Origin of the sequence: Devosia litorisediminis (assembly GCF_018334155.1) — a bacterium.
GTDB lineage: Bacteria > Pseudomonadota > Alphaproteobacteria > Rhizobiales > Devosiaceae > Devosia > Devosia litorisediminis.
In genome coordinates, this window is sequence record NZ_JAGXTP010000002.1 from 78,943 (window position 1) to 94,607 (window position 15,665).

The window sequence follows — 15,665 nt, forward strand, 5'->3', positions numbered from 1 at the left end:
GACCTCAATTGGCAAATCTCCCAATAGACACAATGCCTTGTTTCTTGGTCCTTGGTGATAGAGCTTGGCGTGGCGGGCGTTGCTTGCCATGATGGCTCATAAGGGTTTTTCGAATCATCACGCGGCTGGGGTCTCCCTCCCAACGGGACAGCCTGCTCATGCGCCCACCCTTGGGCCGCGGCGATCATCTCGCCAAGCAGGCAGTTTTTGATACAGCGGCGTGCCGGCAAGGTTTAGCAATGTCGTCCACCACTGAGCCGCCCCGCGACATTTTCGATGCCGGGACGCGGGGACTGCAACATCACGGCCTGCGACGTGCAAATGAGCGCGCTGTGCTGACCGTGGTTGGTTTCAATCCCGGTGTGTCCAACGCCGATATTGCTCGATTGTCGGGTCTGGCGCCTCAGACGGTTTCGGCCATCCTTGCAGACATTGATCGTGCTGGCATGATTACCCGGGGCGAAGTACTGCGTGGCCGCCGCGGCCAGCCCGCCACACCCATTTATCTCAGGGCAGACGGAGCCTTCTCAATTGGCGTTGAAATTGGCTGGCGCCACGTCAGCGTAGTCCGGCTCAATATGCACGCCGAAGTCGTTGGTCAGCAGCGCCGCGCCTATGACTACCCCGATGCCCGCACCCTCATCGATGACATTGGGGAGATGACATACGCGCTGGTGGCCGAGATGGAGCCTGAGGACCGCGTGCGGCTTGTCGATATGGGCGTTTCGATGCCCTCCAACCTGCCTGGCAATCTGCAGCTTGTTCAGGCCCCTGAAGAGCAGCGTTCGCTCTGGCAGGAGATCGACATTGCGGCCGAACTGGCGCAGCGCACCGGGCTCGAAATCAGCCTGTTCAATGACGGCAATGCGGCGTGTTGGGCTGAATTGATTGCCTTCCCAAGGCCCCGGCCGGCGACCTTTGTGTATTTTCTGATTTCCCACCATATCGCCGCTGGCATTGTCTCTGAGGGCTCGCTGTGGGAGGGGCCAACAGGCAACTCGGCCAATCTGGGTTCAATGCTGGTAATGGACAGTGCCGGTCGCCTGCAGGCCGCGCACTTCGTGGCCTCGATCACCTCCCTGATCAACCGGCTGGCCGAAGCGGGCATCACAGCAACACCAGACACACTCGAGGACTGGGACTGGTCCAGCTTTGGGTCGGTGCTTGATCAGTGGATTGAGGACTGCGCCGTCGTGCTGGCGCGCGTGGTGTTCAACACCACAGCAGTCATTGAAAGCGGTCTGGTCGTGATCGACAGCATAATCCCCGACGCTATCACCGGGCGCTTGATCGACCGTCTGAGCTTCGCGTTGAGCCAATTGCCAGTGGCATCCTATCAACAGCCTGAAGTGGTCGCCGGCCATCTTGGCGTGCTTGCACCCGCTATTGGGGCCGCCGAATTGCCACTTTACCGACGATATTTCTCACGCGCGCTCGTGGACATCGCTAGCTGATTGCTGTTTCCGCCCGTTAGCTTTTTCGTCAAGAGCGGTGCGCAGTTGTGCGCTGGGCGTGAACACCACGGTCTTACGCGGCGAAATGCGATGCTCTGTACCGGTGCGTGGATTGCGCCCCAGCCGTTCAGCCCGTTCGCGGACCTGCAATGATCCGAATGCGGTCAGCTTGACGTTTTCGCCGGCCATCAAAGCTGTGCTCATCAGGGCGAACATCTGCTCGCCAACGGCCGTAACATCGGCCTTGTTCAGTTCAGTTTTCCGTGCCGCCGCTTCGGCGAGCATGGCGCGGGTGATGGTTTTAGTCACAATTGCTGCTCCCCATATTCTTAAGTTCATAGGGAGAATTTAAAGCGCTGTCCAGAGTTTGAGTGCTGCGTTCAAACATGAATGATGTGCTCATGTTTAGTTGACTTATTTTAGAATGGTTATAAGTTACGGTCGGGTTTGATCATTCGGCCCATGTTCGATTTCTCGACTGCCAGCGTATGCAGCAATGCGCGGCGTCACCAGAAAGGTCCCGCTGTGCGCCTGACTCGCCAATCAAATTATGCCATTCGCACCTTGGTCTATTGCGCGGTCAACGAGCCGGGGCTGAGCCGAGTTGCCGACATCGCGCGCGCTTATAATATTTCTGAACTCTTCCTGTTCAAGCTAATCAAGCCACTGGTCGAAAATGGCCTGCTGGCTACGGTTCGCGGGCGTCACGGCGGCATCAAGCTGGGCAAGAAGGCCGAAGACATTACGCTGCTCGACACCATTCGGCTAACCGAAGAGAACTTCGCCCTGGCCGAGTGCTTTGAAGATGGCGCTGATTGTCCGCTGATCGGTGAGTGCGACCTCAATGGCGCGTTGCGCGAGGCGCTCGGCGCATTCTTTGAAGTGCTGGCGGGCTACACCATCGCTGATCTCGCCAGCAAGAAGCGCTCGATTCGCGATCGCCTTGGCCTGACTGCAGCCGAAGCCGTGGCTGAGCCGCTTCACTAGTAAGTATCTTTAATATGAGTTTGACACTCATGTTATAATATGGTTTTGTCGCCGCATGCAGGGCTGCGGTTGGCAAGAGGGGTCTGGCCAATCACAACTGCGCTGAGATGACGGTGCTTGCTGCTACCGTCTCCCCGGGCTGGTCAGGGTCCTCAACGCCCTGACCAGCCTTTTCATTGCAGGGCTGGCAGAGCAATCGACAGCCTTTCCTTTATTCGCGGCCTATGCTCTATCCGCCTCATGGCTGCAGCACCCCTTCTCTCGCTTCAAAACATTCAATTGACCTTCGGCGGCACGCGCCTGCTCGAAGGCGCCGAACTCATTGTATCGCCCGGACAGCGCATTGCGCTGGTCGGTCGCAATGGTTCAGGCAAGTCCACTCTGCTCAAGATTGCATCGGGTGAAGTCACCCATGATGCCGGGGTCCGCTTTGTCGAACCCAAGGCCACGCTGCGCTATCTGCCGCAGGAACCCGATTTGTCAGAGTTTGCAACAACGCTGGAATATGTCGAAGCGGGCCTTGGGCCGGGCGATGACGAGTACCGCGCGCAATATCTGCTCAGCTCGCTTGGCCTGACCGGCGCAGAAGATCCCAGAAAACTCTCTGGTGGTGAGGGGCGCCGCGCAGCCCTGGCCCGCGTTCTGGCACCAAAGCCTGACATTCTCCTGCTCGATGAGCCCACCAACCATCTCGATCTTCCCGTCATTGAATGGCTGCAGTCCGAACTGGATTCACTGCGCTCGGCCATGGTTCTGATCAGCCATGACCGTCGTTTCCTCAGCGATCTGACCCGTTCCACCGTCTGGCTTGATCGCGGTGTGACACGACGACTCGACAAGGGGTTCGGCAGTTTCGAGGCTTGGCGCGATCAGGTGCTTGAAGAAGAAGAACGCGACCGCCACAAGCTCGACCGCCAGATCGTGCGCGAGGAACATTGGGTGCGCTATGGGGTAACCGCGCGCCGCAAGCGCAATGTTGGACGCATGGAGCGTCTGGCAGGCCTGCGCCAGGACCGGCGCGAACAGCGCAGCGTTACCGGATCGGTCAATATGCAGGTTTCCGAAGGCCGCACCTCCGGCGCGCTGGTGGTGGAAGCGGAAAACATTTCCAAGGTCTATGGCGATCGTACCATTGTCGGCGATTTTTCGACCCGCGTTCTGCGGGGCGACAGGATCGGTATTGTTGGTCCCAATGGTGCCGGCAAGACCACGTTGATCAAAATGCTCACCGGCACGCTCAAACCTGATAGCGGCACCATCAAGCTCGGCTCCGCGCTCGAACTGGCCATGCTTGATCAGGGGCGGGCCAAGCTCGATCCCGATACGCGTCTGCGTGATGCCCTGACAGGTGGTGGCTCTGACACGCTGCAGATCAATGGTCAGCCCAAGCACGTGGTGGGCTACATGAAGGACTTCCTGTTTACCCCCGAACAGGCCAACACACCCATCGGCAAGCTGTCGGGTGGCGAACGCGCCCGCGTGGCATTGGCCCGCGCTCTTTCGCTACCATCTAACTTCCTGGTGCTCGACGAGCCGACCAACGATCTCGATCTCGAAACCCTCGACCTGCTTGAGGAAATGGTCTCCGAATATGCGGGCACCGTTGTCGTCGTCAGCCATGACCGCGATTTCCTTGATCGTGTCGCCACCTCGGTGATCATCGCCGAAGGCAATGGCGACTGGACAGAATATGCCGGTGGCTATTCTGACATGGTCATTCAGCGTGGTGAGGGCGTGCAGGCCCGCGCTGCCGCCAAGGCGCACCGCCCCGGCAAGACGTCCATGGCGCCCATTGCTGCGCCAACCGCTGATGCGCCCAAACGCAAGATGTCATTCAAGCAAAAGCACGCTCTCGAAACCCTGCCAGGACAGATTGAAAAGCTCGAGATCGAGATTGCCGCGATCAATGCCGCGCTTGTAGCGCCCGATTTCTACACCAGGGATCCGGACGGTTTCGCCAAGAAGTCCAAGGATCTCATTGCCGCTGAAGCCAAGCGCGCCAAGGCGGAAGAGCAGTGGATGGAGTTGGAGTTGTTACGCGAGGAAATCGAGGGCTAGCCCTCGTCCTTCCAGCCAAACACGGGCTCTGTCAGGGACTGCAGGCCTTCTGTTTCGCCGCTTATGCGGCGCAGCAGCAGGCTGCCCAATGCGCGCCCGGCACTGGCAAAATCCTCAGCCACTGTCTCGGCTCCCGGCTGGAACTGGGCAAACATTGGCGTGGATTGCTTGGTGATCACGTGAACGTCCTGGCCTGCTTTCAGACCAGCTTCGTTGAGGCCACTAATCACGGCCAGGGCCGAGACCTCTGACGAACAGACCCAGCCATCAGGGCTGTCAGGACGCTTGGAACGCTTGATCACATAGCTGCGGATGGCATCGGCGGCGCTGCCCAGGTTGACGTCGGCCGCGAACTCATGCGCGATGCCCGCCTCTGAAGCCGCGCGGGCCACACCGGTCTTGATGTGGTCGGTATAGGTCAGCGTGCTTTCAGGCAGCACGGTGGTCACGCGGCGGCAGCCCTTGGCAGCCAGCCGCTGCACAGCGCCATAGGCATAGGCCTCATTGTTGAAATCGACCCAGGGATGGGATTCCGGCCAGTTGCTGCGGCCGTGGCTGATGAAGGGGAAGTCATTGTCGATCAGAAACCGCGTCCGCTCGTCAAACGCTTCGGACTTTGAGAACACCACCCCGTCCGCCATGCGGTTGCGCACGATGTGCTTGATGGGCTCGATAGGCGCCACATTGCGGAACAGTGGTGTGATGACCAGATGGTACGCGGTGCCGCGCATGGCTTCGGTCAGCCCCCCCACAATTGACGAGCCAAACCCGTAAATCTGTTCGTCCGGCTCCAGAACCAGCGCAATTACATTGGTGCGACCGGTCTTCAGACGAAGCGCCGCGCGATCCGGCAAATAGCCAACTTCGGCAGCGACTTTCTGCACTCGGTCGCGCGTTTCCTGTGACAACTCGGGCGCGTTGTTGAGTGCCCGCGAAATCGTGGTAACGGCAAAGCCGGTCATTTGCGCAATGGTCTTGAGCGTTGGCTTGCCGGATGGCTTGACGCCACGCTTACCCTTTGCGCTGGGCAGCTCGTCTTCGGACACTTTCGATACCTCTCGGTCCCGCCATGGACTGGCGTGACATGTTATAGGGGCGCGACATCACCAGATTGTCGGCCAAAGCACAAGCTTTTGAGCGCCTTGCTAAAGTCGCACGGCAACCCCAGTCAATCCGGACTTTTGGCCTCATATTTCTGTCGTGCGACGAAAGTAGAGCAGGTTTTTTCCGATTTTTTGCACTTTATGGTGCCTGCCGCGCTGGCTTTAAGCAGCAAACGGCCCTATGTTCGAGCCGTTGCATCGGTAAACGCCGATGTTGTGTCGTCGCCAACCCGCAGGAAAGGAATGAAGATGACCCCATCAAATACCTTGACGATTGCCGGTTCGCGCCTCGTACGCATCAACCTGCAAAGCGTAAAACGCTGGCCAGAGGCCTGTCGCTCGAAACGAATGTGATCCGTCACGCGTTCGTCTCACAACTTCGATAGACCCTAAGCGTCGCCGGCCCGGATGGGGCAATTTTGCCCTTCCGCCTTGTCGCATCGACGCGCAAGTAGAGATTCTACCATGCAGGAAAACAGTTTAGATCGGGCCAAGGCCCACAAGCCCGTGGTGATTGAGGTCGGTGGAGAGCCGCTCGGTGTCGTCGTGCCACATGCCAATGGTTACCGGTTTCTGGCCGTAAAACTGCCCGCCTTCGCGATTGATGGCCAGCAGTTCGAAACGGTCGAGAAGGCACATTTCGCCGTTGCCCAGGCCGTCCGCAATGGCGGCGCCGACGCTGCCTAGTGCGGCAAAGCCTGGAATAGCCCCTCTTGGAGGCCAAAATGATGACGCCGGTGATCTAGGTCACCGGCGTTTTTTAGTCGTCATTGGTCGAGTTGAGCTCGGCGGGGCGTTTGCCTTCGGCAATCGGCGCTCCCGGATCCAGTGCGTCATCGACGGCGCTGGCCAGCGCTTCAACGTCAATACGCGATGAGCCGTTATCGGCCTGTCGTTGCAATTCAGCGGCAAGCGCGGTCGCTATCGCCCGGTGCCGCAACGCGTTCTGATTACCCATTGCCATCGATTGAAATCCCCTGGTCATCCATGCGCACTTCGATACCCGGGCGGGCCTGCTGCTGCTGATAACTGTAGATACCAAAACCGACCACGGCGATCAGCAAGATCGCGATTACGGCATATAGACCATTGCGGCTCATTGAGCCCTCCTGACGCTTGTTCGAAATGGAACAACGCACAGCAGGCTCTCTGGTTCACTTCGCTGTCATTCCTGCGCCGCTATTGTTCGCAGCGCCATCACAAAAGCGGTTACGCCGATGGCGATCCCGCCTGAATTGTCGATGATGATCGGATTAATGCCAGTGGGCACCGGCGCGCTTTCGCGCGCCAGTCGTGCCGTGATCTGATCCCCGCTTTCGCGCCCTCTATTGGTCAGCCTTTCGGCGCGCCGGGAAATTTCTGCGGTAATCAGCACCACGGCGCAGCCCGGATAGCGGCGTCTGGCCTCGCTCACGACGTGGCGCGAGACATTGGCAACCACCACCTTGCCCAGCGCCAGATCTGTCTCGACGCTGATCGGCAGGCCATAGCGCAGATTGTGGGCGTCCCAGCTCAGGCAGAACCGGCCCATGGCTTCGGCTCTGGCAAAGGCTTGGGGCTCCATGGTGTCGTGCTCTTCCACCTCAACCTCGGCGGGACGTGTCACCACGCGTCGAACAAAGGTGAAGCGCCTGTCATTCTCCAGCGCCTGCTTGGCCCCACCGATCAGCGTATCCTTGCCCACCCCGGAGGGGCCAACCACAAGAACCAGTGAGCCAAGCGATCGTGCCATGAACTAGCTAACCCTGCTGCCCTGACGCCAGACGCCGCGCACCACGGGCAGTCCGCCGACCATGGCGACCCTGACCAGATCGGCGCGCTTGCCCACGGCAAGTTCGCCGCGGTCTGTCAGGCCCGCAGCCTTGGCGGGGTTGCTGGTGACCATAGCCAACGCCTGAGGCAGGGTCAGGCCCGCCACCCGCTGTGGCAGCACAAAGGCGGCCTGCAGCATGGCAAATGGCACGTAATCCGAGCTTAGAATATCCAACAGGCCAGCGCGCACCAGATCAGTTGCCGAGACATTGCCAGAATGCGATTTGCCGCGCACCACATTCGGTGCACCCATCAGGATCGCCAGGCCAGCATCATGGGCTGCCGCGGCTGCTTCCAGCGTCGTGGGGAACTCGGCAATCGCAACGCCATCGGCAATGCCCTCTTGGACATGGGCCAGACTAGCGTCGTCATGGCTGGCAAGCGCAAGCCCCAATTCATGTGCGCGGCGCACGATATGGGCGCGGTGCGCCCCCGAGTAGCGGGCGTGATCGTCCAGCCGGTCTGTTATGAAGCTCTCAAGTTCGGCCGGGGTTCGCCCGGCCTGGTAGAACTGTTTATAGGCATCGAGCGACTGAAATTGTCTCTGCCCCGGCGTGTGGTCCATCATCGAGGCCAGGCGGGTCTCCGGGTGCGTCGCATAGGCTTCAAAATGCTCCAGCACGTCATGGCTGGGGAGTTCGCAACGCAGGTGCACAAAATGTTCGGCGCGCAGCCATCCATCCTTTCGAGCGGAGGCAATGGCGCCCGTCAGCGCTGCGATATGGGGCGCCATATCCTTGACGTCAGCGTCCGAGCCAATGCGAACAGCATCAAAGACCGTGGTGATACCCGAGCCGGCGATCTGCACATCATGGGCGTGCAGCGAAGCCAGTGGATCCCAAAACACGCCGGGGCGGGGGCGATAATGATTTTCCAGATGGTCGGTATGCAGTTCGACCAGACCGGCAATCAGATAGTCGCCTTCCAGATCCAGCCCGGTGTTGGCAGGGCCATCAGAGATCCCAGCAATCATGCCATCGTCAAAGCTCAGACTGCCCTCGACTATGCTGTCCGGCAGGACAATGCGCGCATTGCGGAAGGCATTCTGGTTCATGCGGTCAGGCCCAGCTTGAAATCTGCCAAACGTACAAACGGCTTGCCTGCATCAGGCTCGCGGTAGAGCGATAGCCGGTCCAGCACCAGCGGCTCATCAAGCACCGGATTGAACCATGTCGAGGCCGCTTTGCTGACTTCGGCCTGATCGGCTTCGGGCAGCCGATCACTCAGCGTCATGTGGAAGCGGAACTCGTCGAACACATAGGGATAACCATACGCATCCAGCAGTTCGATCTGCCGTTCACTCAGATTGCGATTGGCACGGGCCGCCCGGTCCTTGTTGGTCATGGGTGCGCGAAACACGTCGAAGCGCTCCACCACATGCGCCGCGAAATCCTGCAAGGCGTCGTTCTGCTCAACCATCAGCGCCAGAAACCCGTCCAGCGATGCCAGCATTGGCTTGCCGAGATCAATAGGTTGATGCTCGCCGGCAAAACTGGTGATGGCGGCGCGCAGATCGGCTTCGCTTGCACCATCCACCAGCGCCATTGGGGCTTTTAATGTAGCGTGAAAGCCATAGCGATTGGCGGACTGGGTCATGTTGAGCAGGCGGTCTCGATCGATACCCGCGACTGGCCCATCAAACAGATCGCCATCATTGGAATCGCGGCCCAGCCAGGTGGCTGCCCGCTCCCACAGATTACTGGTGGCGGACGGGGCGTAATATATCGCGAATCGTTCTGTCATCGGAACTCCTTGACCTGCCGCTAGTCATAGTATGTGTCGGTCGTTTGACAGTGGCCACGTTCTTGATGCTGGCTACCTGTGCCCGCGCCGAATCGCAAGCCGAGAGAATCCATGGACACTATGCTGCTTGAGCAGATGTTTCGCACTGCCGTTGCCCAGGCGCAGCCGGCATTGGCTGTCGCCCAGAACCTGCCCGAGCGCCCCAAGGGCCGCACGGTCGTGATTGGCGCCGGCAAGGCCTCGGCCCAAATGGCGCACGCATTCGAGCAGGCATGGGATGGTCCGATCACCGGATTGGTCGTGACGCGCTATGGTTATGCCCAGGCCTGTGAGCGCATCGAGATTGTCGAAGCGGCGCATCCGGTACCCGATGAAGCGGGCTTCCTCGCCGCACGGCGCATTATGGAAACGGTTTCGGGGCTAGGGCCCGATGACCTCGTTGTTGCGCTGATTTCCGGCGGTGGCTCATCTCTGCTGCCGGCTCCCGCTCCTGGTCTGACGCTGGACGATGAACAGGCGATCAATCGATCATTGCTGGCCTCCGGCGCGCCCATTTCGGTGATGAACCTGATCCGCAACCAGTTCTCGGCCATCAAGGGTGGGCGCCTGGCGGCACGCTGCGCGCCAGCACGCGTCGCCACACTGGTGGTCTCCGACGTGCCGGGGGATGATCCGTCGGTGGTCGCGTCCGGCCCAACCATTCCGCTGGCGGGCACGCGTTCGCTGGCACGCAAATATGTATCCCTTTACGGCATCGATTTGCCGCCGCACGCTCAAGCCCTGCTGGCCGGTGACGATAATCTGGCCCCGCTTGCCACGGATCCGGCATTGGCCCGCAATAGCGTGCGCACCATTGCCTCGGCGGCCCTCTCGCTTGAAGCCGCTGCCGCCCAGGCCCGTGAGCAGGGCATTGAAGCGGCCATTCTATCTGATTCAATTGAAGGCGAGGCGCGCGACGTGGCGCAGGTCCATGCCGCCATTGCCAAAGAGGTTGCCACGCGCAACCGACCCTTTTCCAAGCCGGTGGTGCTGCTGTCGGGCGGCGAGACCACCGTCTCGCTGCGCGGCAAAGGTCGCGGCGGTCGCAATGCGGAGTTTCTGCTGGCCCTTGCCATAGCCATTGATGGCAGCGAAAGGGTCACGGCGCTGGCCGCTGATACCGACGGTATTGATGGCTCCGAGGACAATGCCGGCGCCTTTGTCGACGGCACCACGGCAACGCGATTGCGTCACGCCGGTATCGACCCTCTTGCAGCTCTGGCCAATAATGACGCCTATTCGGCCTTCAAGGCGATAGGCGACCTTTTGGTCACCGGGCCCACAGGCACAAATGTCAACGACTTCCGCGCCATCCTGGTGCGATAGCAGTACCGAATTTCTAAATCGGAGAGAGGCGGCGATGGCTAAGGCAGTAGGCATAGGTGGAGTATTTTTTCGCGCGCAGGACACCGAGGCGCTAACCCAGTGGTATCAGGAACACTTGGGTATTCCCGGTTTCTGGACGCAGGCGGCGGGCCCTACCGTGTTCGCGCCATTCAAAGCCGATACCGATTATTTCCCAGCCGACCGGCAATGGATGATCAACCTGCGTGTCGATGATCTGGACGCGTTGATGGCGAGCCTGAAAGCCGCGGATATTGCGGTCGAAACCCGGCCCGAGGAATGGGATGCTCCCGAGACGGGCCGATTTGCCCGCATTCAAGACCCGGAAGGCAATCCCATCGAACTCTGGCAGCCGCCAAAATAATCATACAATTCCTCTTGGCAGAACCGGGGCTGCTCTGTTCTATAGCCGCGACTTTTCCGGAGGAGCCAGATCATGGCCAAACGCAAGATCGCCGTTATCGGTGTCGGCAAGATCGCCCAGGACCAGCACCTGCCGGTGATCGACAATTCCGAGGACTTCGAACTGGCCGCGACCGTTTCGACTCGTGGTCTAGCCCATAACGGCCTGCCCGTGTTCAAGACGCCTGCCGAGCTTTATGCCGCCATGCCCGAAATTGCGATCGTCTCGATCTGCACGCCGCCCGGCATTCGCCATCAATATGTCCGCGAGGCGCTCGACGCTGGCAAGGATGTGATGATGGAAAAGCCGCCGACCACGACAGTCTCTGAACTCGATGATCTGGTCGCCCATGCCAAGCGGCTCGACCGGGTTCTGTATCAGACTTGGCACAGCCAATATAATCCGGCAGTGGATCGCGCCAAGGCGATTCTGGCCGAGCAGGGTGTAACGGCCGCCCGCATCGATTGGCGCGAAAGCGTGCGCAAATGGCATCCAGGTCAGGATTGGGTCTGGGAGCCCGGTGGCTTTGGTGTCTGCGATCCCGGCATCAATGCCTTTTCGATTTTTACAAAGGTCATGCCCTATCCGGTCTTTGTGCAGTCCAGCACGCTCACCTTTCCGGCCAATCGGCAGACGCCTATCGATGTGGACATTACCTTCAAATCCGGCCAGGCGCACAAACCAGAACTTTCAGCCGGCTTCAACTGGCTCGAAGAGAGTGGCGAGATCTGGACCATCCGCTTCGAAACTGGCACCGGCGACATCGTCAAGCTTGAGGGTGGCGGACGCACGCTCAAGATCAACGATACGGTCGTGCTTGAACATGGCGATGGTGAATACGCAGCCATGTATGACCGCTTCGCTGACTTGCTCGACGCTCACAACAGCGATGTCGACGCCACGCCATTCCGTCTGATGTCGGACGTGTTCCTGATGGGCGCGCGCGTCAACGGTCCCGATTTCCATTGGTAGCCCGAACAACGAGACCCTCCATGACAGAAAGGTCTCGTTCCGGCCGCGTTAGTGGCCTGCGTTAGTCAGGGTCTTGAGGTCGGCATCGCTGAGTTTGAGCCGGACGCCCTTGGCCAGGCTCTTTACCTGCTCGACCGAAGTGGCCGAGGCAATTGGGGCTGTGACGCCCTTTTGCGCCACCAGCCATGCCAGCGAAACCTCGGCTGGTGTGGCGTTATTGGCCGCTGCCACTGTGTCCAGCGCCGCTAGAATGGCCTCGCCTTTGGCGTCGAGATATTGCTCCATCCCGCCGCCACGCTGCGATTTGCTGAAGTCGGATTTGCTGCGATATTTTCCTGTCAGGAAGCCCGAGGCGAGGCTGAAATAGACGATGGTACCCAGTTCTTCTTCGAGCACCACTTCGCGCAGGGCATCAAACTCTTCACGGTCATAGAGATTATAGCGCGGCTGCAGCACTTCGTAGCGCGGCAGGGTCTTGATGACCGATGTCTCTTCGGCGGCGCGCACCATTTCAGCCGTGTAGTTGGAGGCGCCTAGCACCCGCACACGACCAGACCGCACTAGCGGATCATAGGCGCCCAGCGTTTCCTCATGGCTGGTTTCTGCATCGGGCCAGTGGCTGAAATAGAGGTCGATATAGTCGGTCTGCAGCCGTTTGAGCGACGCCTCGATGCCATCGTGGATCGCCTGTGCGCTCAGTCCACCTGCCGAACGCCCCGAATTGACCTTGGTGAAGATCTGCACTGCGTCGCGATTGCCGCGGGCCTTCATCCACTTTCCGATGATCGTTTCGCTCATGCCCGGAGGATTGCCTGGCACCCAATTGGGATAACCCTCGGCGGTATCAATGGCGGTAAAGCCTGCCTCGACATAGGCGTCCAGTATTTCAAAGCCCTTCTCTTCATCAACGGTCCAGCCAAAGACGTTGCCGCCCAGAACTAGAGGTTCGATAACGAGTTCGCTGCGTCCAAGAGGTCGGCGGTCCATGATGATTCTCCGTTATGGTTCGACGGGGGTAACGTCTGGCGCGGGTATTTGTTCGGCTGCTGGCGCGCGCGGCGCGCACCAGGCCAGGGCGCGGTTGATGGCGTATAGCGAACCCGACAGGCTGATATATCGGAACGGCTCATTCGTATCGTCACTGTGGCGCAGATAGACAAAGCTGCCTTGCTCAAGGCGTTCCAGCAGCCAGCCGGCATCCGAACCAAACCGTGCCCCATAAGGGGCTGCGGTGGCTTCGGCGACGGGACTGCGGTTTTCGCGGTCTAGCGTCATCTCCCAGCGCCCGCTGTCCTCAACCCGACTGGTGTGAACGTAAACACCGGTGCTGAAATCGTCCTCGCAGCGCACGACCAGACATGAAAATGCCGCTGGCGACGCATCGCGATCGCACCCCATGGTGGCGCGGTCGCCTTCCCCGGGCAGCGCAGAATAGTGCCAGCCCGCTTCCTGAGCCCGTAGGGACGCCGCCATCAGCAGGCCCATAGCGACAATGCCCGATATCAGAGCTTGGGTTCGATAAGGTCCCATCTGTTCCCATAGAGGTCTTCAAACACCGCCACCGAACCATACGCTTCATATCGGGGGGCTTCGAGAAACTTGACGCCGCGGGCGACCATGGCCGCATGGTCCGTGGCAAAGTCATCGGTTTCGAGAAAGCCCATCACGCGACCACCGGTCTGGTTGCCGACAGCGTTCGATTGCTCGGCGCCGTCCGCCTTGGCCAATAGCAGTCGCGTGCCGCGTCCACCCTCGGGCGCAACGAGCACCCAGCGCTTGCCGTCGCCCATATCGGTATCGGTAATCAGGACAAAGCTGAGTTGCTCACGGTAAAAAGTGATCGCTGCATCATAATCTGCAACGACGAGGGTCATGGTGGCGATGGATTGTGTCATATCGCTATGGATCACCAGCGCCTGTGGAGGGTCAAGGCCGTTGATCGCTTGCCGAACGGATCATCCAAGAACCGTCCAGTGTCATGGAATCGTGTTCTACCCGTCATCAAATTGACCAAATGGTCAAACTCCCCCATTGCACTCCCTTAGATTCTAGGCTTTGTTGACGCCCAAGCCCCGGTCGGGAAGCCGGGTGCATAAACTAATCGGGAGACAACAATCATGAAATTGATGAAAACGCTGCTCGCAGCAACCGCCGTTTTGGCGCTCGCTGCCGGCGCAGCGCAGGCCAAGCAGTTGGTCTACTGCTCCGAAGCATCGCCTGCCCATTTCGATCCAGGTCCAACCACTGGTGGCAACGATTTTGACGCGTCTTCGCGCACCATCTACAACCGCCTGGTCGAGTTCGCTCCCGGCAGCACGGACGTCATTCCCGGTCTCGCTGAGAGCTGGGACGTTTCGGAAGACGGCACGGAAATCACCTTCCACCTGCGTGCTGGCGCCAAGTTCCACACCACTGAATATTTCACGCCAACGCGTGATCTGAACGCCGATGACGTGATCTTCTCGTTTGAGCGTCAGTGGAAGGAAGACAACGCCTGGTTCGCTTACCTCGACGGCATGAGCTGGGACTACTTCCAGGGCATGGACATGCCCAGCTTCATCAAGGAAATCCGCAAGGATGACGACCTCACGGTCACCTTTGTGCTGAACGAACCAAATGCACCAATGGTCGCCAACCTGGCCATGGACTTTGCTTCGATCATGTCGAAGGAATACGCTGACAAGCTCGAAGCTGACGGCAACATGGCAGCGCTGTCTACCCAGCCAATCGGCACTGGTCCGTTCCAGTTCGTTGATTACCAGCTCGACACCGTCATCCGCTATGCCGCTTTCCCTGACTACTGGGATGGCAAGCAGCCAATCGATGATCTGATCTTCGCGATCACCACCGATCCATCGGTCCGTGCCCAGCGTCTGCTGGCCGGCGAATGCGATATCATGCCGTACCCGGCACCAGCCGATATCGCCATGTTGCAGGGTGATGACAACCTGACCGTCATGGAGCAGGAAGGCCTTAACATCGGCTACATGTCCTACAATGTGACCGAAGCACCATTCGACGACGTCAATGTCCGCAAGGCGTTGACCATGGCGATCGACAAGGCTGCGATCATCGAAGCCGTGTATCAGGGTGCTGGCCAGGACGCCAAGAACCTGATCCCACCCACCATGTGGTCCTATGACGACTCGATCCCGGCTGACGTTTATGATCCGGAAAAGGCCAAGCAGATGCTGGCTGATGCCGGCGTCACCGAGCTGACCACCGATCTGTGGGCCATGCCCGTGTCGCGCCCATACAACCCCAATGCCCAGCGTATTGCTGAGCTGATTCAGGCTGACTGGGCTGCTGTCGGCGTCACCGCCAACATCGTCTCCTACGAGTGGACCGAGTACCGCACACGCGGCAAGCTGGAAGACCGCAAGGGTCCATTCCAGATCGGTTGGACTGGTGACAATGGTGATCCAGACAACTTCTTCGCCACCCTGTTCTCGTGCTCGGCCATCGGCGTGTCGAACTACTCGTCCTGGTGCAATGAAGAGTTCGAGGCTGTCATTCAGGAAGCCAAGACCACTTCTGATCCGGCCAAGCGCACCGAGCTCTACAAGAAGGCTCAGGAAATCTTCAAGGCTGATGAGCCTGCAATGACCCTGGCCCACAGCCGTGTGTTCATGCCCATGAGCAACAAGGTGCAGAACTACAAGATGAGCCCGCTGGGTACCCATAGCTTCGTCGGCGTCGATATCGCCGAATAAGCCAAGGCCTCACGGTCACAATCAGGAGCCTCGATCC

Annotated in this window: 18 protein-coding genes; 8 read left to right on the forward strand and 10 right to left on the reverse strand. The window is 59.5% G+C overall.

All coding sequences use genetic code 11. The features are described from left to right. Nucleotides 1-239 precede the first annotated feature (239 nt). Nucleotides 240-1,454 carry an ROK family transcriptional regulator gene (locus KD146_RS13185; protein ID WP_212659296.1) on the forward strand — a complete coding sequence of 405 codons (1,215 nt, stop codon included), beginning with the start codon at nucleotides 240-242 and terminating at the stop codon, nucleotides 1,452-1,454. Here the strand turns inward: KD146_RS13185 and KD146_RS13190 are convergent. Further along, nucleotides 1,425-1,763 (reverse strand): HU family DNA-binding protein, encoded by a 339-nt coding sequence (locus KD146_RS13190; RefSeq protein WP_212659297.1) that lies wholly within the window; start codon nucleotides 1,761-1,763, stop codon nucleotides 1,425-1,427. The two genes, KD146_RS13185 and KD146_RS13190, sit on opposite strands and share 30 nt — an antisense overlap. A 216-nt stretch (nucleotides 1,764-1,979) precedes the next feature. Between KD146_RS13190 and rirA the strand changes: the two genes are divergently transcribed. Both rirA and KD146_RS13200 read left to right on the forward strand, forming a co-directional pair. Further along, on the forward strand, nucleotides 1,980-2,441 hold the full coding sequence (rirA, locus tag KD146_RS13195; RefSeq protein ID WP_212659630.1) for an iron-responsive transcriptional regulator RirA: 462 nt from the start codon (nucleotides 1,980-1,982) through the stop codon (nucleotides 2,439-2,441). Between the two features lie 240 nt (nucleotides 2,442-2,681). Beyond that, nucleotides 2,682-4,499: an ABC-F family ATP-binding cassette domain-containing protein gene (locus tag KD146_RS13200; RefSeq protein WP_212659298.1), complete on the forward strand. Its 1,818-nt coding sequence runs from the start codon at nucleotides 2,682-2,684 to the stop codon at nucleotides 4,497-4,499. Here the strand turns inward: KD146_RS13200 and KD146_RS13205 are convergent. Next, entirely contained in the window at nucleotides 4,496-5,545 is a 1,050-nt protein-coding gene (locus KD146_RS13205; RefSeq protein ID WP_212659299.1) for a LacI family transcriptional regulator, read from the reverse strand. The genes KD146_RS13200 and KD146_RS13205 overlap by 4 nt on opposite strands. Nucleotides 5,546-6,067: 522 nt before the next feature. On the opposite strand from KD146_RS13205, the gene KD146_RS13210 reads away from it, so the two are divergent. Next, nucleotides 6,068-6,289, forward strand: a complete 222-nt coding sequence (locus KD146_RS13210) for a hypothetical protein (protein WP_212659300.1) — start codon at nucleotides 6,068-6,070, stop codon at nucleotides 6,287-6,289. Nucleotides 6,290-6,362: 73 nt separating this feature from the next. Here KD146_RS13210 and KD146_RS13215 read toward each other — a convergent pair whose 3' ends face one another. From KD146_RS13215 to KD146_RS13235, 5 genes are all read right to left on the reverse strand, one after another. Beyond that, nucleotides 6,363-6,566 carry a hypothetical protein gene (locus KD146_RS13215; RefSeq protein ID WP_212659301.1) on the reverse strand — a complete coding sequence of 68 codons (204 nt, stop codon included), beginning with the start codon at nucleotides 6,564-6,566 and terminating at the stop codon, nucleotides 6,363-6,365. After that, nucleotides 6,553-6,702, reverse strand: coding sequence for a hypothetical protein (locus KD146_RS13220; protein WP_212659302.1), 150 nt, complete (start codon nucleotides 6,700-6,702; stop codon nucleotides 6,553-6,555). The genes KD146_RS13215 and KD146_RS13220 overlap by 14 nt, the downstream gene beginning before the upstream one ends. A 65-nt stretch (nucleotides 6,703-6,767) precedes the next feature. Then, nucleotides 6,768-7,334 carry a phosphonate metabolism protein/1,5-bisphosphokinase (PRPP-forming) PhnN gene (phnN, locus tag KD146_RS13225; protein WP_212659303.1) on the reverse strand — a complete coding sequence of 189 codons (567 nt, stop codon included), beginning with the start codon at nucleotides 7,332-7,334 and terminating at the stop codon, nucleotides 6,768-6,770. A 3-nt stretch (nucleotides 7,335-7,337) separates the two neighbouring features. After that, complete coding sequence (locus KD146_RS13230; RefSeq protein WP_212659304.1) at nucleotides 7,338-8,468, reverse strand: alpha-D-ribose 1-methylphosphonate 5-triphosphate diphosphatase; 1,131 nt, start codon at nucleotides 8,466-8,468, stop codon at nucleotides 7,338-7,340. After that, nucleotides 8,465-9,157, reverse strand: a complete 693-nt coding sequence (locus tag KD146_RS13235; protein ID WP_212659305.1) for a DUF1045 domain-containing protein — start codon at nucleotides 9,155-9,157, stop codon at nucleotides 8,465-8,467. Before KD146_RS13235 ends, KD146_RS13230 begins: the two co-directional genes overlap by 4 nt. Before the next feature lie 111 nt (nucleotides 9,158-9,268). Here KD146_RS13235 and KD146_RS13240 point away from each other — a divergent pair, with 111 nt between their 5' ends. From KD146_RS13240 to KD146_RS13250, 3 genes are all read left to right on the forward strand, one after another. Further along, nucleotides 9,269-10,522: a glycerate kinase type-2 family protein gene (locus tag KD146_RS13240; RefSeq protein WP_212659306.1), complete on the forward strand. Its 1,254-nt coding sequence runs from the start codon at nucleotides 9,269-9,271 to the stop codon at nucleotides 10,520-10,522. A 34-nt stretch (nucleotides 10,523-10,556) separates the two neighbouring features. Continuing rightward, complete coding sequence (locus KD146_RS13245) at nucleotides 10,557-10,904, forward strand: VOC family protein (protein WP_212659307.1); 348 nt, start codon at nucleotides 10,557-10,559, stop codon at nucleotides 10,902-10,904. Between the two features lie 72 nt (nucleotides 10,905-10,976). Then, on the forward strand, nucleotides 10,977-11,915 hold the full coding sequence (locus KD146_RS13250; RefSeq protein WP_212659308.1) for a Gfo/Idh/MocA family protein: 939 nt from the start codon (nucleotides 10,977-10,979) through the stop codon (nucleotides 11,913-11,915). Nucleotides 11,916-11,963: 48 nt separating this feature from the next. Here KD146_RS13250 and KD146_RS13255 read toward each other — a convergent pair whose 3' ends face one another. Genes KD146_RS13255 through KD146_RS13265 form a run of 3 tightly spaced genes read right to left on the reverse strand, consistent with a single transcriptional unit; the run spans nucleotide 11,964 to nucleotide 13,810 of the window. Next, a complete protein-coding gene (locus KD146_RS13255) occupies nucleotides 11,964-12,902 on the reverse strand; it encodes an aldo/keto reductase (RefSeq protein ID WP_212659309.1) in 939 nt (312 codons plus the stop codon). Nucleotides 12,903-12,914: 12 nt separating this feature from the next. Beyond that, nucleotides 12,915-13,388 (reverse strand): hypothetical protein, encoded by a 474-nt coding sequence (locus KD146_RS13260; protein ID WP_212659310.1) that lies wholly within the window; start codon nucleotides 13,386-13,388, stop codon nucleotides 12,915-12,917. Between the two features lie 29 nt (nucleotides 13,389-13,417). Then, on the reverse strand, nucleotides 13,418-13,810 hold the full coding sequence (locus KD146_RS13265; RefSeq protein ID WP_212659311.1) for a VOC family protein: 393 nt from the start codon (nucleotides 13,808-13,810) through the stop codon (nucleotides 13,418-13,420). 222 nt (nucleotides 13,811-14,032) lie between these two features. Between KD146_RS13265 and KD146_RS13270 the strand changes: the two genes are divergently transcribed. Beyond that, a complete protein-coding gene (locus KD146_RS13270; RefSeq protein ID WP_212659312.1) occupies nucleotides 14,033-15,628 on the forward strand; it encodes an ABC transporter substrate-binding protein in 1,596 nt (531 codons plus the stop codon). The last annotated feature ends 37 nt before the right edge of the window (nucleotides 15,629-15,665 follow it).